Consider the following 20,039-nt stretch of genomic DNA (forward strand, 5'->3'; position numbering starts at 1 on the left):
TCCGTAACGTTCGCGCTACGCGCTCACCTAACGGCTGCCGATCTCCGCTCAAAAAAAGCCATCCGCCTTGCCCGGCGAAAAAACTCGTAATTCCTTGCATCGCCCCCGCACAGCCCTCCGCGCCGGAAGACAGGCGCGGAGTATAAGGACGCAAGGCAATTTGGGGCTGAAGAATGAGGAACCCTTGGCAACGCTAGCAGGTTCCTCATTTTCATTTAGAAACGGCGGTCCCCCAGCTAATACGAAAGCGCCGGGACATCCATGCGGATGCCCCGGCGCGGGAACGGCATCAGATTACGGTATTGCGGTCTGGTTTAGGGCAGCACGCGGACGGTATACGCCCCCTCAACCTTCAGATACTTGCGGGCCAGCGCGCGCAGGGCCTCGGCGTCCAGCTTGGCCGCCTTGTCCACCACCTGCTTGTTGAAGGCCAGCGGGTACCCCTGCGACGTCAGCACCGCCGCCTCGGAGCTGCGGCTGCCAAGGCGCTGGTGTTCGCGGTAGTAGTCGCCTTCCAGCTGGTTCTTGCCGCGCCGCAGTTCGTCGTCGGGCAGGGTGTCGACGTGCAGGCGGGCGATGACGTCCTTGAAGCCCTGCGTGGCCTGGTCCAGCTTGCCCGGCTCGGTGCCTATGTAGAAGATCATGAACCCGGCCTTTTCCGACTGCCAGTTCATGGCGGTGACGGTGTAGCCCAGGCCCTGCTCGTCGCGCAGGTCGCGGAACAGCAGGCCGCTCTGGCCGGACAGGATGGCCTGCATCAGTTCAAGGCCGGGGGTGTCGTCGCTTTTCAGCGGCGTGGTGGGGAATACCAGCATCAGGTGGGCCTGATTGCGGCCCGGCAGGTGCAGGTCCAGCCCCTTGTCCTTGTTCCAACTGGGCGCGGACAGGCTGGCGGGCCTGGCGTCGGGCGCGGGCAGTTCCTTTGCGTGGCGGATGATCGCTTCGCGGTCGTACTGGCCGCACACGGCCATCACCCACGGCTGGCGCACCTGCTGCGTCCAGAAGCCGCGCACGTCGGTCACGCCGAACTTCTGCACCGTTTCGGGCATGCCCAGATGGTAGTAGCCGTAGGTGTGACCGGGGAACAGGAAGGGCGTCAGATGGCGGAAGGCCAGGCCCATGGGCTGGTCCTCTCGCGCCTTGATGGCGGCCACCTGGTTCACCCGTTCGCGCGCCACTTCCGCGTCGGCAAAGGCGGGCGCGGTCAGCACCTGCCCCAGCAGGGCGAACATGTCGTCATTGAAGCGCGAAGGCTGGCGCAGCGCCAGGCTGAAGGTCTGACGCCCGGCGGCAGCGCCAAGGCTGGCGGCGCGGTCGGACTGGTAGGTCTCCATGGACGGCGCATCCAGCCCGTCCGCAATGCCTGCGGCCTTTGCCCCGGCGGACTGCGGCGTGGGCAGGGTGCCCTTCAGCAGCGCGCTTGCGGCCAGAGAGGCCAGACCCTGCTTGCCTTCGGGCAGCAGCGCGTTGCCGCCGCTGAACACCATGTCCACCGCCGTGTAGGGCAGGGTGGCGTCTGGCATGAGGATGAGCGTGCGGCCCTTGCCAAGGTCGATGACCTCGGTCTTGTCGGCCACGGCGGCGGATGCGGCGTCGGACCCGGCGTGGGCCGGGGCGGGCCATGCTTTCGCCAGCGTGGCGGCAAGGTCGGGCGTCTGCGATGTTTCCGGCGTCAGGGCCACCACGGAAAGCCGTTCGGGCCGCAGCCAGCGGGTGATCAGGTCTTGCAGGGTGGCGGGGGTGACGTCGTGCAGGCCGCGCAGGTAGTTGGTTTCACCCTGCATGCCGGTGAAGAACTGGAAGTAGCCGAGCTTGGATGCAAGGCCGGGCAGGGTTTCCTTGGCCCGGAACATGTCGTCTTCCAGGTTCAGCTTGGCGCGTTCGATGTCTTCCGCCGTGAAGCGGCTGGCGGACAGCGAGGACAGGTCCGCCGTCAGCGCGGTCCAGAAGGCGTCCAGCTTGTCGGCGTCCAGTTCCGCCATGATGTTCAGCATGCCCACGCGCTCGAAGCTGTAGTTGGACACCGAAATGGAATCAACCAGCTGCTTTTCGTACTTGTAGGTGCGGTACAGCAGCGAGGTGCGGTCGCCGCCCAGCAGGTGGGCCAGCACGTCAAGCTGGGGCGACTGCGCATCGCCAAAGCCGGGCGCGGGGAAGGAAATGCCCAGGTACACCTTGTTCCACGGCCCGGGTTCGATCTTGACTGTCGGAGCGGGGATAACGGGGGCGGCGGCGACAGTGCCGGAGGCGGGCTTGGCCGTCTTTTCCGTTTGGGCGGGCTTGGCGGACTTTTCGGATTTGGCCGCTGCGGGCGCGGCGGTCTTGCCGCCGTCCGCCTTGCCGCCATCGATAATGGTCAGCGGCTGGGCCAGCAGCTTTTCCGCGTCGATGGGCGCGGGCGGGGTGACCGTGGCGTCGTTCTTCAGGTCGCCGAACAGGCGCTGCGCCTCGGCCAGCGCTTCCGCAGGGTTCACGTTGCCGACCACGGCCAGCAGCATGGACTGCGGCTGGTAGTGCCTGCGGATGTAATCGCGGATGTCGTCCGCCGTGAACGACCTGATGGTTTCGCGCAGGCCGATGATGGGCGATGCGTAGGGCGTGCCGTTCAGGGTCAGGGCCTGCATGTGCTGGAACAGCCGGTTGTCCGGGCTGTCCTCTCCGCGTTGCAGTTCGGCGAGGATGACTTCCTTTTCGGATTCAAGCTCGGCGGGGTCCAGCGTGGGGTGAAAGGCCATGTCCTTCAGCACGTCCATGCCCAGCTTCCACTGCGCGGCGGGCATGTCGGTAAGGTACACGGTGTAGTCGAAGCTGGTGGCGGCGTTCAGGTAGCCGCCCGCGCGTTCCACGTCGCGGGCAACGGCGCCCTTGGGGCGGCTTTCCGTGCCCTTGAACACCATGTGCTCCAGCACGTGGCTTATGCCTGCCTCGCGCGGGGTTTCGTAGGTGGAACCGGCGTGCACGTACAGGCGCAGCGAGGCCAGCGGAAAACGCTCGTCCTGCTGGATGAGCACCGTCAGGCCGTTGGACAGGCGGGTCAGCTGTGGGGCCGGGGCTGTGGGCGTGGCGGCCGTGGCTGCGGTCGGCATCGTCAGGGCTCCGAGGAGAAGAAACAGGGTGAGAAGGGTGCGCATTGCGAATGTCTCCGATGCGCCGCGCGGGGCGGCGTGCGCTGTGTCGTACCGGCTGTCGGAACGGCGGCCGGTGATGGCCGTAAAACGTGCGGCGCGGCCCTTGCAAAGGGCATGGCCGCAGGGCCGGGGGCGTCGGTCTGCCGACGCCGCGAACAAAGCCGCGTGTGCAGGCTTTGCATGGCGGGGCCGACAGGTACATGTAATCGTTTCCCGGCGCAAGGCAAGGTGGCGGCGGAAGACAAAACGGCGCTTTGTTGCTACTGACGCAGTGGAAAGCCGTGGCCAGGGCGACGTGCAGGCAGAAACGACGCGCGCCGCTGTACGGCGGGGCCCGGGTCAACACTGCCGCAGGGCGGCCCTGCCCGATGCACTTCGGCCTCGCGCAGACCGGTCCCGTGTAGAGACCGGTCCCGTGTAGACCTGCCCGACGCAACCGGGGTCGACGCAACCGGGGCCGACGCAACCCTGCCCGACGCAACCGGGGCCGCGCGCCCGCATAATCATGTTTCCGGTACGCCATCCGGCGTACAGATCACAAGGCAATGCAACGACTTCTCAAGCAATACCGCAACGACGTGGGTGATGTGCTGGCCGAGGCCGACGTGCATCTGCTGGAACTGGAAGTGGCGGGTGAACGCGCCGATCCGGAACTGCTGGGCCGTCTGTCCCGCCTGGTGCACGGGCTGCGCGGCGCCGCGGGCCTGTTGGGGCTGGATGGCGCCGGTCGCATGGCCCGCCTGCTGGAGGCGGCCTTTGAACTGGCCCGTGACGGCTCGCTGCCGCTTTCGGCGCCTGCCGTATCCGCGCTGGAAGGGTGCATGCGGGCGCTGGCCGGGCTTTCCGGCGTGGTGGAGACGGATGAGAGCGCCGAAGGCCCTGCCGGGGACGCGCCACCCGAGGGTGCCGGGCAGTATCCGGCGGTGTGCGTTACCGGCGATCCCAATGCGCTGGACCGGGATGATTCGCCCGCCGGGCGGGCCCTGCTGCGGCTGGTGGCCCTGTTGGACGACGCGCTGCCTGAACCGTTGCAGGGCACCGCACGCGAGCATTTGTCGATTTGCGACCCCGATGGGCATTGTCTGTTCGATCTGCACGGCATCGATGTGCTGCGCGCCCGGCGTGACGGGCTGTACGTGTACGTGGTGGAGTTTGGCGGCTCCGACGACCTGCTGCGCAAGGACCTGAGCCCGCTGGGGCTGCTGGCCTTCCTGCGCAAGAGCGGTCTGGTGCTGGATGCGCGCTTTGTGCCCGGTCCGGGCTGCGCTGGGCCGGGAACGCCCGGTTGCGGATTGCACGTGCTGTACGCGTCGATCCTGGAGCCGGACCTTGTGAACACGGTGTTCCAGGTGGAATCGGCCAGGGTGCACCCCATCGACGTGGAAAGGGTGCGGCGCGGCGAACCGGGCTGGCAGCGCGCACCGGCGCGCAGCGCCACCATGGCGGTGATGGCGGCGCACAAGGCGCCCGACGCCGACAGCATCGACGACCTGATGCGCCAGTACGACACGGCCATGCGGAAACTGCGGGAGGATACCATGAGCAACGGCACCGACGACGAAAGCAAGTTTTCCGGCACGGTGGTGGACCCCGATGCCGAGGAGCGCAGGCTGGCGGAACTGGAGGCGGAGCTTGCCGCGGGCATGGACGCCCTGGCCCTTGACGATGACGGAGACGGAGCAGGGGGCGATGACGCCTCGCGGCGTGCCCTGGCCTCGCTGATCGGCGGCATGGTGGGTGACGATGCGGTGCCGGGCGGTTCCGGGGACGTTGCGACTGCCAGTTCAGGCGACGTTGCGCCGGGCGGTTCCGCTGACGTTGCGCCGGATGACGACGACGCCGATCTGTTCGCCGATGCCGATGCCGAGACAGAACAGGGTGATTCCTCCGATCAGATCGAGCCCGAGGGAGCAGCGCCGACCGGGTTTGAGGCCGAGCATCCCGACATGCGTGCGGGGATGGTGGACGACACGGCTTCCGCGGGCTCCCTTGCACCAAACGCTTCCGACGATCCTGACGTGGACCCCGACGCCGACCTGTTCGCCGACAGCGGCGAAGCTCCCGATCTTTCGTACCTCGACGCCGCATTGGCCGACAGGCCCGTTGACGGCGTGGCCCTGGATCTCTCCGCCGGGGTTGCCAGCCGCACCGTGGCCGGGTTCACCGTGCGCGCCGCCGATGGCGATGCTTCATTTCAGGGAGGCGCAAAGGGCGTGCTGGTGCTGTCCGGCGAGGTGACCATCGAACGCGGGGCCGACCTGCGCGAGGCGCTGCTGGACGTGCTGGGGAGTTTTGCGGCGGTGCGCATCGACATGTCCGGCGTCACGGCGGCGGACCTGACCCTGGTGCAACTGCTGCAGTCGGCAGCCGTCACCGCGCGTTCGCGCGGGGTGGACCTGGCGACCACCGGCCCGGTATCCGAAGCCGTGGCCGAGGCGGCGCGCCGCACCGGGCTGGATGCTCCGGGCATCCGCCGCGTGGGACTGGAAAAGTTGTTGCCGATCGAGTGCACGTAGCTCCGGCGGTACCGTCCTTTGCAATTCCGCAACGCACCACGAAACGGCGCGCTCCCATGGGGAACGCGCCGTTTTTCGTGGCGTGCGGCATCGTCGGCCGAGGCGACGACGGAGTCCGGGTATCCGTGGTGCGGAAGACAGGGGAAGGCAGGTGGAAAGCGTGAGGAACCAGAGTGGAGAGCGGCAGCTATCCGGAGGAGCGGCAGGGGGAAATTTTCGTGCTTCGGGTGGGCTGCCTGCATCGCAGCGGCTGACCGGGCCGTCAGGCCGCGCAGGCAGCCACGGGACCGTCGCAGTAATAGTTGATGAACTGGCCGATCTGCACGCCCAGATGCACGCATTCGATGCCGTCCTTGCGCAGGCGGACGATCCAGGCGTCCTTGTCGTTGTCGAAGGTGACGTGCAAGGCAATCCCGTGCCTGTCCAGGGCCGGATGTATCTCGCGGATCTTGTCCGCGAGGATGGTGGCGGTGATGTTCATGGCGTCCTCCCGGCGGTTGTGCCCGCCTATGGGAAAGATAGTGTCGCTTCAGGCTATGGCAACCAGCATCCCTTGCTGGTGCCGATGAACGGGGAACTCGGATCGCCATTCCCGATATCGCGTGCCTATGAACGTGTTTTCAAAAAGACGGGGCCGCCTCCTGATGGAAGCGGCCCCGTGAAGCATGCGGCATTGCGGCGGGTTATGCCCGCGCCACCCCGTCAAAGCGCTGGGACACCTTGAGCAGATGCACCTCGTGGATTTCGGCCTGCGGGGTCACGGCGCGGGCCAGCGAAAGAGGCGACACGTACAGCTCGGTCCAGTCCATGTCCAGCAGCACGCTGCCGTCGTCGCGCACCTCTATGGACCGGAACAGGGGGCGGATGTCGGTGGTGCGCGGTCCCTTCTTGGTTTCGCGCGTCCATTCCAGCGCGGGGGCGGCGGCAAAGTCGCGCCAGGCCTGCATGAAGGCGTCGCGACGAGCATCATCCACGCCGTAGCGCAACTCGAAGTTTTCTCCGGCGGGTTGCGGCGCGGTGTTGCGGCCCACGGGCAGTTCCTCCACAAAGGTTACCCGCATGCCGCGCGGCAGGCGGCCATCAAGGGCGCGGCGCACCTCGTCGGCGGTGCGGTATTCGCGCAGGTACACGGCCAGCCATTCCGCCCGGCTGGCCACGCCCACGGGCAGGGCCCGCCCGAATGACAACAGCGGCAGGGGATGGAACCCGCGCGAGAACGCGGGCGGCAGACCGGCCCGGCGCAGGGCGCGCTCGAACAGCGATTGCAGTTCAAGCTGGCTGAGGAACACCGCCATGTCTTCCTTGGTGTACCAGATGCGGTAGTGGCCCGCCTTCAGGGCCAGTTCGTCGGAAATCTGCGGCGGCTTGTCCGCCTTTTCCGGCATGCGTATCCGGCCCTGTTCATCCAGTGTGGGCTGGTGGGCCTGCTGGTCGCGCTGGGGCAGGTTGGTGCGGTTGGCATAGGCGGTAACGCCCGGCAGCTTGTCCAGGCGGGACGGGGAGGACTTGGTGTCGCACACCCCGCACAGGTGGCAGGCGCCGTAGCGGCAGTCGCCCGTCAGCTTCATGTCCAGCGCGCGGTGGCGTTCACGCAGCAGGAATTCGCGGCTGGCCCCGGCATCCAGATGGTCCCAGGGCAGCGGCTCGTCCTCGCCGCGCTCGCGGGTGTAGTCCGAGGCGGCCAGGCCGTGTTCGGCCATGGCGTCCAGCCACGGGGCAAGATCGAACCCTTCGATCCAACTGCTGAAGATGGCGCCCTTGCGGTAGGCGCTTTCCACCACGTCGGCCAGCCGCCGGTCCCCGCGCGAGAAGATGCCTTCCAGCGCGCTCATTGATGCCTCGTGCCAGCGCATCTTCAGGCATTTTTCGCCCTTGAAGCGCGAAAGCAGGTAGCCGATGCGCTCGCGGATTTCTTCAAGCGATAGTTGACGTTCCCACTGGAAGGGGGTGTGCGGCTTGGGCACGAAGGGCGAGATGGCCGCCGTGACCTGCAAGCGGCGGATGCCCGGCCCGGCGGCATCGCGCACCTTGCGGCACAGGTCCACGATGGCGTCGAGGTCTTCGCGCGTTTCGGTGGGCAGGCCGATCATGAAATACAGCTTCACCTGCTGCCAGCCATGCTCGAACAGCTTCTGCACGTGCAGCAGCAGCCCTTCCTCGGTGACGCCCTTGTTGATCACGTCGCGCAGGCGCTGGCTGCCCGCTTCCGGCGCAAGGGTGGCCCCGGTGCGGCGGATGCCCGCCATGCGGCGCATGATCTCGTCGTCGATGGACCCCACCCGCAGGGACGGCAGCGAGACCGCCACCTGCTCCTGCGCGCAGCGGTCCACGGTGGACAGGAACAACTGCTTGAGCGCGGAGAAGTCGCCCGTGCTCAGGGACAGGAAGGACACGTCGTCGTAGCCGGTTTCGTTCAGGCATTCTTCAAGCAGCGCATGAAGGTTTTCGGTGGAGCGTTCGCGCGCCGGGCGATAGATGATGCCCGCCTGACAGAACCGGCAGCCGCGCGTGCAGCCCCGGCCAATCTCCAGCGCCAGCCGGTTGTGCACCGCGCCGAAGGGCACGGTCTGGCTGGCCGGGTAGCGGGCGGTGTCCATGTCGGCCACCACGCGCCGGGCCACGCGGGTGTAGCCCGTGTCACCAGACTGCAAGGGGGACGGCGGAGGCGGGAGCAGGGGGCGGGGCGGCGTGCCCGGCACGTTGCGGGCCGTATCAGGCGGCACGGAGCCTTCGAAAAACTCCGGCACGTACACGCCGGGAATGCGCCGGGCGTCGTCCAGAAAGCGGGACCGGGAGTGCCCGGCGGCGCGGGCTGCCGTCAGCAGGTCCACCAGTTCGGCCATCACCTCTTCGCCTTCGCCCAGCACCATCAGGTCCATGAACGGGGCCAGCGGTTCCGCCGCCAGCGCACAGCCGCCGCCCGCCATGACCACCGGCCACGCGGTGAGCGAATCGGCCTTGGCCCGTTCCGCCGCGCGCAGGGGGATGGACGCAAGGTCCAGCATGTACAGCACGTTGGAATAGCACAGCTCATGCGTGATGCTGAACCCCACAAGGTGGGTGGCCGCCAGCGGGGTGTCCGATTCCAGGGTGGCCAGCGGCACGCCGCGCTCGCGCAGCACCGCGCCCGCGTCGCGGCAGGGGGTGAACACCCGCTCGGCCCACACGTCGGCCCGTTCGTTCAGGATGGCGTACAGGATTTTCTGCCCCAGGTAGGACATGCCCACCTCGTACATGTCGGGAAAGGCCAGCGCCACGCGCAGGGTGGTGGCGTCGGGCGTCTTGTGGACGGTACCTTCCTCGATGCCGATGTAGCGGCTGGGCTTGGGCAGCAGGGGCAGAAGTTCGCGCATGGTTCCTGATGGGGATGAAGGGTGCGGAGGGTGAGGGCGGTGCGGTTGCGCCGCCAATCATGAAGGTGCAAAGGCAACAAGGACAACAGGGAAAATGGCCCGAAGCCGACATGAAAAGGGGGCGGCAGCGCCACCCCCTGAAACATGCCGGACCTGAACAGGTCAGCCCCCGACCTGGTGTCCGCACGGCGCCCTTTGGGACGGTCGGGCGGTCGGCGCCCGGCGGGAACGTGCGGGCGTGGTGCCGGGACTACTTCTTCAGCAGGTCGGAAATGCCGGTGATCTTGCCGCCCGCCGGGCCCTTGGTCAGGTTCAGGTTGCCCAGCCCGCCGCCAAGGCCGCCGGTGGCCAGGGTGAGGTTGGACGTGGCTTCGAGGTACTTGGTCTTCAGTTCCTCGGGGCAGGTCTTGTATTCGTAGATGACGTGCACGCGGCTGATGACGCCGTCAAAGCCCTGCTCGAAGGGATAGCCGTACGGCAGCAGCATCATCTGCACACCCTGCTGGGTGGGCACGGTCTGCAACGCGGCCACGTCCTTGAGCGAGTCGGAGGCTTCGTCGAACTTGCCGAGCACCAGTTCGCCATTCACGAGCTTCACCAGTCTGATATCGTAGGCCATCGGGGGTGTCTCCTTGGTGGTTGGTTCCCGGCATAGGTAGGGGCTGGGGCTGGCGCTGTCAAGCAAGGGCGCGCCGTGGGGGGCGTCAGCGGCCCGGTTCCGGCGGCAGCAGTCGCAGGGGGATGATGGAGGCCAGCGCCAGCAGGCCCAGCAGGGCGAACCCGGCTCTGAAACTCAAGGTCTGCCCCACCAGCCCCAGCAGGGCCGGCGCCGCGCCAGTGCCCAGGAGCGACGAGACAGGCGTGGCGATGCACAGTACCGTGGGCTGGCGCGCGGCGGGCCAGCAGCGGGCCAGTTCCTTGAAGATGGCGGGAAAGATGAACGCGGTCATGCCCCCCTGCACGGTCATGGCCGCCGTGACCACGAGCGTGGATGGAACCGCCATGACCAGCAGCGAGACCCCGGTCAGCGCAAGGCATGCAGTGATGGTGCGCCGCGCCCCCATGCGGTCGGAAACCCAGCCCCCGGCCAGCGCGGCGAAGGGCGTGATCACGCGCGATGCCGCCAGCAGGCCATTGGCCGTGGAGGGCGCAAGGCCCATGCCGTCCACCAGGTACAGGGGCAGCACGCTGTACACGGCGTACTCCCCGGCCACCCCTACGGCCAGCAGCCACGCGAACAGCCATGTCAGCGGCGAGCGCAGCACCCCGGCAAATCCTTGTATGGATGGCGGTTCCGCCAGGGTCCGCCCGCCGCGCCCCACCCATGCGAACACCATGCCCGCCAGCATGCCCGCCACGCCCACGGCCAGCAGCACGCCCCGCCAGTCGGTGACGCGCAGGCCCGCTTCGGCCAGCAGCGGCATGACCACGAAGCTGAGGTTAGGCCCCAGTTCGTGGATGGACACGGCCTTGCCCCAGTCGCGCTGGCGGGCAAGGGTGCCCAGCGTGGCCATGCCCGCCGGAAAGTACAGCCCGGCCGCCAGCCCCATGAGCACGAACATGTACCGCGCCGTGGCGTGGTCGCGCACGGCAGCCATGCCCATGAGCACCGCGCCGGTGGCCATGCACGAAAAGGCCGCCATGCGCCGGGGCGTCACCCGGCTGAGCAGGAAGGCGCTGGCCGCAAGGCTGACGGTGAAGCCGCAGGCCATCAGGAACAGCAGGCGGGTGGCCTGGGCATGGTCCAGCCCCAGATCCGACTCTATGGAAAGCAGCAGCGGGGCCAGCATGGCCCGCGAACCGTAGTTGATGAAGAATAGCAGGCCCACCAGCCCCACCCACGGCAGGGCGGCGGCAAAGGAGGGGGCGGTGTCCGCCTGCATGGCGGGCGGCGCGGCGGGCGGGGTGGTATCGGCGGTCATGGCTGAGTCCGGTAGGTGGTGGCCGCAAAAAAACGGGGGGGCAGGGGCCCCCCCGTGCGTTTCGCGTTGCGTCGGGCGGCCTTACAGGCCTGCCGCTTCCTTGACGTAGGCGAAGTCGATGGAGGAGCTGACGAGTTGCGCGCCCTGCCTGATCTTGATCACGTCGCGCAGCTTGTGGCGCGAAAGGATGACTTCCATCTTCTTGGCCACGGTGTACGTGTCGTCGCGCACCACCACGATGGGAATGTTCAGCACTTCGGACCGGGTAAGGATGATGTCGTTGGGGTACAGGTTGCCGGTCAGCACCAGGCACGGGCAGTTGCCTTCCAGCGCCACCAGTTGCACGTCTGACCGGTCCCCCCCCACGATGACGGCGGAATTCTTGTTCTTGCGGAAGTGGGTCATGAAGTTTTCGACCTGCATGGTGCCGATGAGGAAGTTTTCCACCACCTTGTCGGACTTGTTCTGGGCCGAGATGACCTTGCCGCCCAGCCGTTCGGCCAGGTCGCCCACCTTGATGGCCCCCATCAGCGGGTCCTTGGGGATGACGCCCACCACGCGCACGCCGTTGCGCTCCAGGAACGGCTTGATCAGCCCCTCCACCTCGTTCATGAAGTTGGCGGGGATGTCGTTCAGCACCACGCCTGCCAGGTTGTCGCCCAGGGTATCCTTGAGCACCACCAGGTAGTCGTAGTTCAGTTCCTTGTGCAGGCGGTCGATGATGACGGCCTTCAGCCCCAGTTCCTTGACCACGCGGATGCCGTCCACATTGCAGTAGCGGCCCGAATACATGCTGCCGGAACCGGCCACCACCATCACGTCGTGGCGGCTGGCAAGCTGGTTGTAGGCATCGACGATGCCGGGCATGTAGTCTTCGCACTGGCCGCTGAAGGCCCGCACCTTGAAGTCCTGGGTGACCAGCACCGGAGTGACCAGGTTGGATGGTTCTTCCAGCCCCAGCACGTCCTGCACGAAGAAGGCGTCCTCGTCGCCCAGCACGCCGCCGCGTTCCTGCGGCATGGCGCCCACGGGCTTCATGTAGCCCACGTTGTAGCCATCCTTCTGCAGGCGCAGGCCAAGGCCCATGATCACCATGTTCTTGCCGGAATACCCGGCCGTGGAACCCACGTAGATGCCCGCCGCCATAGCAGCCTCCTGTTGCTGGATCCGCGCGCATGCCCGTGGCCCATCCGCCAACGTGCCTTCCCGTCTGTCTCGCGGGCTGGCTGGCGGTGGGTGTGCCCGGCTGTTTCCGTCATGTTGTCCGGAGCCGGTGCGGGATGCCGTGTGCTTGATTGATTCTGCCCCGAATAACAGCCGAAAATCAAGGGACAACTGCAAGTTTGTGGCTGTTCGCTCGCACAGCCCGTGGTTGCTCATCCTGGCTCGCGCAGGTGGTCGCGGGTGTGGCGGCAACGGCGCACCATCAAGCGCCGGAAATTTGACGAGTTGTCGAGGGCAGCATGCGCGCCGCGTGCGGTCTTGCACAATGGGGGCGGTACCGGTATCGTTCCCGGCCATGACCGGAACGCCGGGCGGCAAAAGCTGCCGGTCGGCACCCAGAAGGAGCGATTACCGACCCATGTTCGAAAAACTGCAAACCGACATTCATTACGCCTTCAAAGACGCGGCCCTGCTGGCCACGGCCATGACCCACAGTTCATGGGCCAACGAGCAGCAGGAGCACGTGGAGCACAACGAACGCCTGGAATTTCTGGGCGATGCCGTGCTTGAGCTGTGCGTGTCGGAAGAACTGTTCGCCCGTTTTCCCGGTGCCCGCGAGGGCGACCTGACCCGCATGCGGGCGCGCCTTGTCAGCAAACCGGCGCTGGCCGAACTTGCGCGCGATCTGCAACTGGAGCTGTACCTGCGGCTTGGCCGGGGCGAGGAAAGCCAGGGAGGGCGCGAACGCAGCTCTTTGCTGTCGGACGCGCTGGAGGCCATGCTGGGGGCGGTGTTTCTGGACGGGGGGTATGAGCGGGCGCGGGCCGTGGTGCGCCATGTGCTGGCCGCCCGCTGGCCCTGCGATGCCGACGGCAAGCGCAGCAAGGACTACAAGAGTCGCTTGCAGGAACTGACGCAGAGCCTGTTCCGGGAGCGGCCGGTATATGCCCTGATGGGCAGCAGCGGGCCGGAACACGAAAAGCGCTTCGAGGTGCGGCTGACGCTGCCGGATGACACCGTGTTCACGGCCATCGGCCCCAGCGTCAAAAGGGCCGAACAGATGGCGGCCGGTCTGGCGCTTAAAGGGCTGGAGTCACGCTGCGAGGGCTGAGATGGAGACAATGACCGGGAAGGCCGTTCCTTCCCGGTCCTGTTGTCTTTGGTCAACCTTCGCCAACTGATGCGCGGTGTTACGCCATCATGGGCGCGGGCTGCTAGCCACCGCCGATGAGCTGCATGGCCATCTGCGGCAGCGAGTTGGCCTGCGAAAGCATGGCCACGGCGGACTGGGTGAGGATCTGGTTGCGCACGAATTCCGTCATTTCCTCGGCCACGTCCACGTCGGAAATGCGCGACTCGGAGGATTGCAGGTTTTCCGCCTGGATGGTCAGGTTGCTGATGGTGTTCTCCAGGCGGTTCTGCAGGGCGCCGAGCGCCGCGCGAATCTTGTCCTTGGAGATGATCGCCTGGTCCAGGGCGGTCAGGGCGTTCTGGGCGGCCGACTGGGTGGAGATGGTGTAGCCCCCGGCCCCGACGCCCGTGGCGGACGCGTTGCCGATGCCCAGTTGCGACGCCGTGGCCCCGCCGATCTTGATGTAGTAGTAATCCTCGTTCGAATCGTTGCCGGTGCCGAAGTGGATCTTCAGTTCGCCGGTCTGGCGCAGCCCCGAGCCGTTGTGGGTACCCGAAAGGGTGCCGTCCAGCAGGTGGATGCCGTTGAAGTCCGTGGCGTTGGCGATACGGGTGATTTCCGAAGCCATGGCCTGATATTCGGATTCGATCATCAGGCGCTGGTCGGAGTTGTAGGTACCCGTGGCCGCCTGTTCGGCCAGTTCCTTCATGCGGATGAGCTTTTCGTCGATGATCTGCAGCGCGCCGTCGGCGGTCTGGATCATCGAGATGGCGTCGTTGGCGTTACGGATGCCCTGACGCATGGTGGAAATATCGGCCCGCATAAGTTCGCGAATGGCGAGGCCTGCGGCGTCGTCGGCCGCAGTGCCCACGCGCAGACCCGAGGAAAGGCGGCGGGTGGACGTTGCCAGGCGACCGTAGCTCTCGTTCAGGTTACGAGAGGCGTTCAGCGCCATCATGTTGTGATTGATGACCAAAGACATGTGGTGAACCTCCTTCGGGTTGTCTGGCCTGCATTAAGCAATGTTGGTGCCAACGCGTTTTTTGCAAAGAAAGGTAAAGTGTTAGCAAAACTCTAGACACCGCGCGCCCGGTTGCCGACACGCCCATGCCAAAATTTTCCCAGGGCTTGCGGGCTGCTGCGCTGCACGGGGGCATGGCGGGGGAATTTTTTGCATCCCTTGCCCGCATGCCGGGTTGCAGCCCCTAATATGGCGGCGCAATCTGCCGATAAGTGGAGTGAGACGATGTTTCCGGGGGAGGCAATGTCGCCTCGAGGAGGGACCATGATGCTGCTGGACGAAATCCAGGCGGTAGCGGCAGGTTCTTCCACGGGTTCGGATATCAAGCGCCCCCCGGCACGCGGCCTGGCCGCCGCATCCTCATCCTCTACTTCTCAATCTCTTGCGGGATGGCAGCCGACCGGGGACGAACGACCCGTGGAAGCGGACAATGTGGACATGCAACAGCTCGAGAGCTCGCTGAGCGACCTTTCGCGCACCCTTGAAGCCAAGGGCGCCGCGCTGAAGTTCGAGATAGTGAGCGACCAGGGCGTGGTGCAGGTCGAGGTGTCCGAAAAGAACAGCAACAAGGTGCTCATGCGCATCCCCCCCGAAGGGGTGCTGCGCGTGGGCAAGGACGGGGGCATGACCCTTGGCGGGCTGCTCAACCGGCAATTCTAGGGGCGCGGCGGCAGGGCTCATCCCCTCCGCCGTGCCGTGACCGGTTTTGCCTGACAGGTTTTGCGCTTGTCGTCGGCATGGCGTGTTTCACCATGTCGAGCCCGTCCTTGCCTGGATCGCGAGGTGCCCGATGGCGCTTGCCCCGGCTCTGCCGCAATAGCTCTGGCTCACCTGTGCCCGGTCCACTGGCGGTCGGCCAGGCTGGGCTGGGCCGGGTCGGTTGGGCAGGGTCGGTTGGGCAGGGGCGTAAACGCCGTGCCACCTGCATCTTGTTGTCGGCGGCCTGTTCGGCGCGCATATTGTTTGCTGCGGGGGGCAGCCAGGCACCTGTGTCGCCCCCTTTCTGCTGCTGCGGGTAGCCTTGGTCTGACCGCCAATGCGAAACACCCCGGACCGCTTCCCTAGGGAAACAGTCCGGGGTGTTTCGCGTTGCGCATGTCGCGCCGCGCCGCCGCCGACACGGTGCGGACGCGGGTTCGGGCCCGCGTCCGCCGGTCGATCATGATCCGTCGCTAACGCTTCATGTTCACGACGGTTTCAAGCATGGTGTCCGTTGTGGTGATGACCTTGCTGTTGGACTGGAAGCCGCGCTGGGTGGTGATCATCTGCACGAACTCGCGGGCAAGGTCCACGTTGGACTGTTCCAGCGAGTTGGAGTTGATGGAGCCGTACCCGTTGGCGTTGGCCGGACCCGCCAGCGCGTCGCCCGAGGCGCGCGTTTCGGAGAACAGGTTGCCCCCTTCGCGCCGCAGGTTGGTGGGACTGGTGAAGTCGTACAGGGTGATCTGGTACAGGTCCAGGATGACCCCGTTGGAGTACCGGCCGTGCACGATGCCGTCCTGGTCCACGGTGATGTTCTGCAAAAAGCCGAAGGTGTAGCCGTCCTGCTTCTGGAAGATCATGGACGACGAGCCGCCGTAGCTGGTCATGGACGTGGACTGGCGTTCGCCCTGCGCGCCCAGCCCGCCGAGGTTGCTGGCGTTGCTGCCGATGGCGGCGGCGCTGGCCGGGGCGCTGGCCCAGGAGTTGCTGAGGTTGCGCAGGCCGAAGTTCAGTTCCATCAGGTACGGTTCGGCTTCATCGGGCACCGTGGGCGAGGTGTAGCTGGCGTTGGCGACGCCCGAGAAGTTGGCCACGAACAGCGGGTAACCGTTGTTGGAGAAGGTGGTGGGCACCCAGTTGTTCATGTCCTTCAGCGAACCGGTGGCGCCGCTGGCGATGGTGAAGGCGGTCATGTCCGTGAGCTGGCCGGAGGTGTCGAAGGTCAGCGTGCCGGTCATCAGGATGCCCGCCGCCGAGGTGCCCGCGAAATCCAGGCCGTTGACCGAGCGCAGGTCGTCCGAGGGATTCATGGTGACCATGTATTCCCAGTAGCGCTTGCCGCTGGCGGCGTTGGCAACCGTGTCGGTGGCCACCTGGTCGAAGTAGACGGTCAGCTCGTGCGAGGTGCCGCCTTCGTCATAGACCTTGATGGTGGTCTGATAGGCAAAGCGGCTGTCCGCCAGAGGCGTGTCTGCCGAGCCGTCCCAGTTGTTGAACACCGAGAAGAACGGGTCGGTGGCGTTGACCGACTTGTCGCCGCCGTCGCGCGCGTCGAGGTTGTGGGCCGAGGTGATGGTGGACGTATGCTGCGGCTCGGCCGTGAAGCCGTCGAGCTTGATGTCCTTGGGCGAGCCCGCCCCCTTGATCTGCGAGGTGGTGGTGGTCACCTGCGCGGTGGAGGTGGACAGCGACGGACGGGCCTTTTCGATTTCCCAGCCTTGCAGCACGTAGCCGTGCGGGTCGACCAGGTAGCCGTCGTTGTCGAAGCGGAAGTTGCCCGCACGGGTGTAGTACGAGGTTTCCTGCCCCTTGGGCCGCACCTGGAAGAAGCCCTTGCCGCCGATGGCAAGGTCCGTGGCCTCGTTGGTGGTTTCAAAGGCGCCCTGGCTGAAGTCGCCGAAGATGGCGCCGATGGACACGCCGCGACCCACCTGGCTCACCCCGGCCGCGCTGTAGACGTCCTGGTTGATGAAGTCCTGGAAGTCCATGCGCGAGCCCTTGAAGCCCACGGTGTTGACGTTGGCGATGTTGTTGCCGAGAACGTTCATCTTCTCGCCGTGGGCCAGCAGTCCCGAAACGCCGGTCCACATACTTGCCGTGACACTCATGATCGACCTCCTGTGTCCGTAGCACCCGCAGGGGGTGTTGTGTGCTTGCTTCCGTTCCGCAGGGGTTAGCTGTCGCTATCCGTGCCGCTGTCGGAACCGTCTCCGGAATCGTTTCCGGAATCATCTTCGGAATCGTCGCCGCCGGTATCGTTGTCGCCGGTACTGGTATTGGGCGCCACGATTTCGGAGACGTTGCTGAAGGCGATGTGGCGGCCGTCCGCCAGGCTCAGGTAGGGTTCGTCGTCCACCTTGACCACGCCCGACACCTGGCCGGAAACCTGGGTGGTGATGTAGACGGACTTGCCGTCCGTGCCTTCGCCGTACATGGCGACCGCGTAGACACCGTCCGGCACGATGGTGCCCTGGTAATCCTTGCCGTCCCACTTGTACTGGTAGGTGCCGGGCTGCTTGGCGCCCATCAGTTCCGTGCGCACCAGGTTCATTTCGCTGTCGTAAATGTTGATGTAGCCGTTGTTCACCTGCTCCTGCACCGTGAAGTACACCGTGCTGACGGAGTTGACCGTCGCGCCCGTGCTGTCCTTCTGCGAGGTCTTGCTGATCTCGTAGCCGCTGGCGGTCACTTCCTTGCCGATGTAGCCCACGGCGGCGGACATCTGCTGCTGCTTGGCGCTGGCGTTCAGGTCGGTGATGCCGGTGGAGATGTTGGTGAGCTGTTCAAGGCTGGTGAACTGCGCCAACTGGGCGACGAATTCCTTGTCGTCCATGGGGTTCAGCGGGTCCTGATGGCTCAGCTGGGCCACCAGCAGGTTCAGGAACGCCTGCTTGTCCAGTTCGTCGTTCTTGGTCTTGGCGCCAAGGTAGCTGTTGAATGTCTGTTCGGCCTGGCCGATGACGGGGCTGGCTGCCATGGTGGCCTCCTATGCGATGAGGTCGAGCCCGGAGGCGGTAAGAGTTGCCGGGCGTCCGGTGGAGGCTGCCGTTGCGGCGGCGTCCACGGCCTGCATGCCGGTGTCGTCGTCCCCGTCCCGAAGGCGGCGCAGGCGGCGGTAGCGTTCGCGCTCCGCGCTGCGGGCCTGCTGTTCCTGGTTGGCGTTGTGCTGGGCCGCATCCTGCCAGGCTTGCGAGAACGAGTTGTCCTGCAACTGGGTCTGCACTTCCAGCCGGTCCACCTTCAGCCCCTGCTGTTCCAGCGCGGTGCGCAGCACGTGCAACTGGTCGTTGAGGGCCTGCGCGGTCTCGGTGCGGTCGGGCCGGATGGTGGCGTTGACCTCTCCGTTGCGCACGGAAAGGGTCACGGTCACGTTGCCCAGTTCACCGGGGTCAAGCTTCATGGTCAGCTGGCGGGTGCCGTCCTGCATGGAGGTGAGAATGCCCCGCTCAAGCTGGGCCGCCGCCTGTTCGGAAAGATAGGGGGTCAGGGCCTGGCCCTGCCGCTGGGCCGCGCTGGCGGCATTGGCCGCACCGGAAGCGCTGGCAGAGGCGTCGGCCATGCTCTGGGCCGCGCCGCTGAGGGACGGGCTGACGTCGATCTTGCGCAGCAGTTCGGCCCACGGGTCGCTGCTGCCGCCGGAAGCGGGCCGACCGTGCTGGTCCTGCTGCCAGGCGGAACCCTTGCCGTCGCCCGACTGCGAAGATTGCTTATCCAGTCCGAAGGCCTGCGCCTGGGCATTGCCCTGCGCCACCTGCGCCTGCTGGCTGTTGGCCCCGCCGTTGTTGCTCCCGTTGCCGTTATGCAGCGGTACGTTCTGCTGCATGGCGTCACCCGCCTGTGCGGCATGGCGCGGATCGGACAACGGACCGGCATGCGCCTGCGTGCTGCCCCCGGTGTGCATCAGGCCGGACTGGCGGGTCTTGCCCGCGTTGGCCGATCCGCCATCGTGGCGTTCCGCATCCAGCGCGGGGGCCACGCCGCTGCCGTTGCCCTTGCCGGTGGCGGATTCACGAATCAGCACCTCGCTGCGCTGGGCGGCACGGTCACTGCGCCGGTCGGACTGCTCTATCCGCGTGGCCGACTTCTTGGCCGCCTGCAACACCGGGTCGAGTGCGGACCCAAGGGCCGAGGCCAGATTGCGGTCGGCCTGCTCGCGCGCGGCCATTTCCTGCCCGGCGGGCACCAGAACGGACTTCAGCCCGGCGGCCGTGGTGGAAATTTCGGTCTGCCCGGCGAACAGCGTCTTCATGGCGGCCAGCACTTCGGGCGAGAGACGCAGGCCCTTGGCCATGGCCTCCAGTTCCTCAACGTTGACGTCGATGGCGTCGCCGTCGGTCTTGCTGCTCAGCTTGCTGCTGACGGCCTTCCACACCGCGTCCGTGTTGCCCGCGTCCATCTGGGCCAGCATGTCTTCCGCTTCATCGGGCAGCATGCCGATCTTTTGCAGGAACTGCTTGGCGTCCAGGCGCTGGTTGCCGTTAAGGGACGTGACGGTGGAGCCGTCGGCGTTCAGGTTGGCGTAGGGGCCATCCTTGCGCAGGGCCGAGATGACCTGGCCCAGCGAGTAGCTGCCGGGGGTGGAGGCCATCTGGGTGAGGCGTTCCAGCCGATCGGGCGAAACGCCGCTCTTTTCCAGCTGGTTCCGCAGCGCGATGACGTCCTGATAGGAAAGGCTGATCTGCCCCGGCGCGGTGAGCACGCCGCCGTCCTCGCCCCTGCGCACCTTGCCCTTGGCTTCCGTGGCCGCATTGGCGGCGGTGCGGAGGGCGGTGGCGCCCGCGCCGGAAACGGAGCGCGGGCTCGCCTTGTCCGCGAGCACGGAAGCGAAGTCGAGGGTGCTGGCAGTGACCTTGGGGCGTCGCGTCACGTCGGACGGCGCCTTTTCGGTCTCGGGAAGGAAGGGAAAAATATGCATGCCGGGGCTCCTTGCAGCCATTGGATTACAAGGACCGTTCCAAAACTGTACGCGACGTGATTTCAATGAGTTACGGCATGCAGATGCGCCCCGCCCGGCAAGGGCTGCCGTACGTTTGCGGTGGGGAAGAAGGGCTTGTTTGCACTTCTTGACCATTCTTGATGATCGGAGAGGGCGGGGCGAATG

Annotated in this window: 13 protein-coding genes; 3 read left to right on the forward strand and 10 right to left on the reverse strand. The window is 66.3% G+C overall.

The genetic code is table 11. The annotated features are described in order from the left end of the window. Positions 1-314: 314 nt before the first annotated feature. The gene (locus DESTE_RS01475; protein ID WP_245590685.1) at positions 315-3,086 is read right to left on the reverse strand and encodes a M16 family metallopeptidase; all 2,772 of its coding nucleotides are present in this window, start codon (positions 3,084-3,086) and stop codon (positions 315-317) included. Between the two features lie 587 nt (positions 3,087-3,673). Here DESTE_RS01475 and DESTE_RS01480 point away from each other — a divergent pair. Then, positions 3,674-5,644 (forward strand): STAS domain-containing protein, encoded by a 1,971-nt coding sequence (locus DESTE_RS01480; protein ID WP_035064250.1) that lies wholly within the window; start codon positions 3,674-3,676, stop codon positions 5,642-5,644. A gap of 262 nt (positions 5,645-5,906) precedes the next feature. On the opposite strand, the gene DESTE_RS01485 is transcribed toward DESTE_RS01480, so the two are convergent. The 5 genes from DESTE_RS01485 to DESTE_RS01505 all read right to left on the reverse strand — a co-directional run bounded on the left by DESTE_RS01485 (position 5,907) and on the right by DESTE_RS01505 (position 12,065). Next, positions 5,907-6,125, reverse strand: coding sequence for a hypothetical protein (locus DESTE_RS01485; RefSeq protein ID WP_035064253.1), 219 nt, complete (start codon positions 6,123-6,125; stop codon positions 5,907-5,909). 202 nt (positions 6,126-6,327) lie between these two features. Beyond that, complete coding sequence (locus DESTE_RS01490; protein WP_035064256.1) at positions 6,328-8,997, reverse strand: TIGR03960 family B12-binding radical SAM protein; 2,670 nt, start codon at positions 8,995-8,997, stop codon at positions 6,328-6,330. Between the two features lie 250 nt (positions 8,998-9,247). Continuing rightward, positions 9,248-9,616, reverse strand: a complete 369-nt coding sequence (locus DESTE_RS01495) for a hypothetical protein (RefSeq protein ID WP_035064259.1) — start codon at positions 9,614-9,616, stop codon at positions 9,248-9,250. Between the two features lie 85 nt (positions 9,617-9,701). Then, entirely contained in the window at positions 9,702-10,919 is a 1,218-nt protein-coding gene (locus DESTE_RS01500) for an MFS transporter (RefSeq protein ID WP_084559312.1), read from the reverse strand. Between the two features lie 81 nt (positions 10,920-11,000). Beyond that, positions 11,001-12,065 (reverse strand): phosphotransacetylase family protein, encoded by a 1,065-nt coding sequence (locus DESTE_RS01505; RefSeq protein WP_035064262.1) that lies wholly within the window; start codon positions 12,063-12,065, stop codon positions 11,001-11,003. Between the two features lie 436 nt (positions 12,066-12,501). On the opposite strand from DESTE_RS01505, the gene rnc reads away from it, so the two are divergent. Continuing rightward, positions 12,502-13,194, forward strand: a complete 693-nt coding sequence (gene rnc / locus DESTE_RS01510; RefSeq protein WP_035064265.1) for a ribonuclease III — start codon at positions 12,502-12,504, stop codon at positions 13,192-13,194. Between the two features lie 103 nt (positions 13,195-13,297). Here the strand turns inward: rnc and DESTE_RS01515 are convergent, their stop codons facing one another. Next, complete coding sequence (locus DESTE_RS01515) at positions 13,298-14,197, reverse strand: flagellin N-terminal helical domain-containing protein (protein WP_035064267.1); 900 nt, start codon at positions 14,195-14,197, stop codon at positions 13,298-13,300. A gap of 303 nt (positions 14,198-14,500) precedes the next feature. On the opposite strand from DESTE_RS01515, the gene DESTE_RS01520 reads away from it, so the two are divergent. After that, positions 14,501-14,896 (forward strand): flagellar protein FlaG, encoded by a 396-nt coding sequence (locus DESTE_RS01520; RefSeq protein ID WP_035064269.1) that lies wholly within the window; start codon positions 14,501-14,503, stop codon positions 14,894-14,896. Positions 14,897-15,408: 512 nt separating this feature from the next. Here the strand turns inward: DESTE_RS01520 and DESTE_RS01525 are convergent. The 3 genes from DESTE_RS01525 to DESTE_RS01535 all read right to left on the reverse strand — a co-directional run bounded on the left by DESTE_RS01525 (position 15,409) and on the right by DESTE_RS01535 (position 19,853). Beyond that, entirely contained in the window at positions 15,409-17,046 is a 1,638-nt protein-coding gene (locus tag DESTE_RS01525; RefSeq protein ID WP_035064271.1) for a flagellar hook protein FlgE, read from the reverse strand. 65 nt (positions 17,047-17,111) lie between these two features. Beyond that, positions 17,112-17,915, reverse strand: a complete 804-nt coding sequence (locus DESTE_RS01530; protein WP_035064272.1) for a flagellar hook assembly protein FlgD — start codon at positions 17,913-17,915, stop codon at positions 17,112-17,114. Positions 17,916-17,924: 9 nt separating this feature from the next. Continuing rightward, positions 17,925-19,853: a flagellar hook-length control protein FliK gene (locus DESTE_RS01535; RefSeq protein WP_035064274.1), complete on the reverse strand. Its 1,929-nt coding sequence runs from the start codon at positions 19,851-19,853 to the stop codon at positions 17,925-17,927. Between the last annotated feature and the right edge of the window lie 186 nt (positions 19,854-20,039).

It is taken from the genome of Nitratidesulfovibrio termitidis HI1 (assembly GCF_000504305.1).
In the GTDB taxonomy this organism is placed as follows: Bacteria; Desulfobacterota; Desulfovibrionia; order Desulfovibrionales; family Desulfovibrionaceae; genus Cupidesulfovibrio; species Cupidesulfovibrio termitidis.

Excerpts from the sequence above, each read along its gene's own strand:
- DESTE_RS01495 (WP_035064259.1), bottom strand. The coding sequence starts at position 9,616 with ATGGCCTACGATATCAGACTGGTGAAGCTCGTGAATGGCGAACTGGTG.
- DESTE_RS01485 (WP_035064253.1), bottom strand. The coding sequence starts at position 6,125 with ATGAACATCACCGCCACCATCCTCGCGGACAAGATCCGCGAGATACAT.
- DESTE_RS01480 (WP_035064250.1), top strand. The coding sequence starts at position 3,674 with ATGCAACGACTTCTCAAGCAATACCGCAACGACGTGGGTGATGTGCTG.
- rnc (WP_035064265.1), top strand. The coding sequence starts at position 12,502 with ATGTTCGAAAAACTGCAAACCGACATTCATTACGCCTTCAAAGACGCG.
- DESTE_RS01520 (WP_035064269.1), top strand. The coding sequence starts at position 14,501 with ATGATGCTGCTGGACGAAATCCAGGCGGTAGCGGCAGGTTCTTCCACG.
- DESTE_RS01530 (WP_035064272.1), bottom strand. The coding sequence starts at position 17,915 with ATGGCAGCCAGCCCCGTCATCGGCCAGGCCGAACAGACATTCAACAGC.
- DESTE_RS01500 (WP_084559312.1), bottom strand. The coding sequence starts at position 10,919 with ATGACCGCCGATACCACCCCGCCCGCCGCGCCGCCCGCCATGCAGGCG.
- DESTE_RS01505 (WP_035064262.1), bottom strand. The coding sequence starts at position 12,065 with ATGGCGGCGGGCATCTACGTGGGTTCCACGGCCGGGTATTCCGGCAAG.
- DESTE_RS01475 (WP_245590685.1), bottom strand. The coding sequence starts at position 3,086 with ATGCCGACCGCAGCCACGGCCGCCACGCCCACAGCCCCGGCCCCACAG.
- DESTE_RS01515 (WP_035064267.1), bottom strand. The coding sequence starts at position 14,197 with ATGTCTTTGGTCATCAATCACAACATGATGGCGCTGAACGCCTCTCGT.
- DESTE_RS01535 (WP_035064274.1), bottom strand. The coding sequence starts at position 19,853 with ATGCATATTTTTCCCTTCCTTCCCGAGACCGAAAAGGCGCCGTCCGAC.
- DESTE_RS01525 (WP_035064271.1), bottom strand. The coding sequence starts at position 17,046 with ATGAGTGTCACGGCAAGTATGTGGACCGGCGTTTCGGGACTGCTGGCC.
- DESTE_RS01490 (WP_035064256.1), bottom strand. The coding sequence starts at position 8,997 with ATGCGCGAACTTCTGCCCCTGCTGCCCAAGCCCAGCCGCTACATCGGC.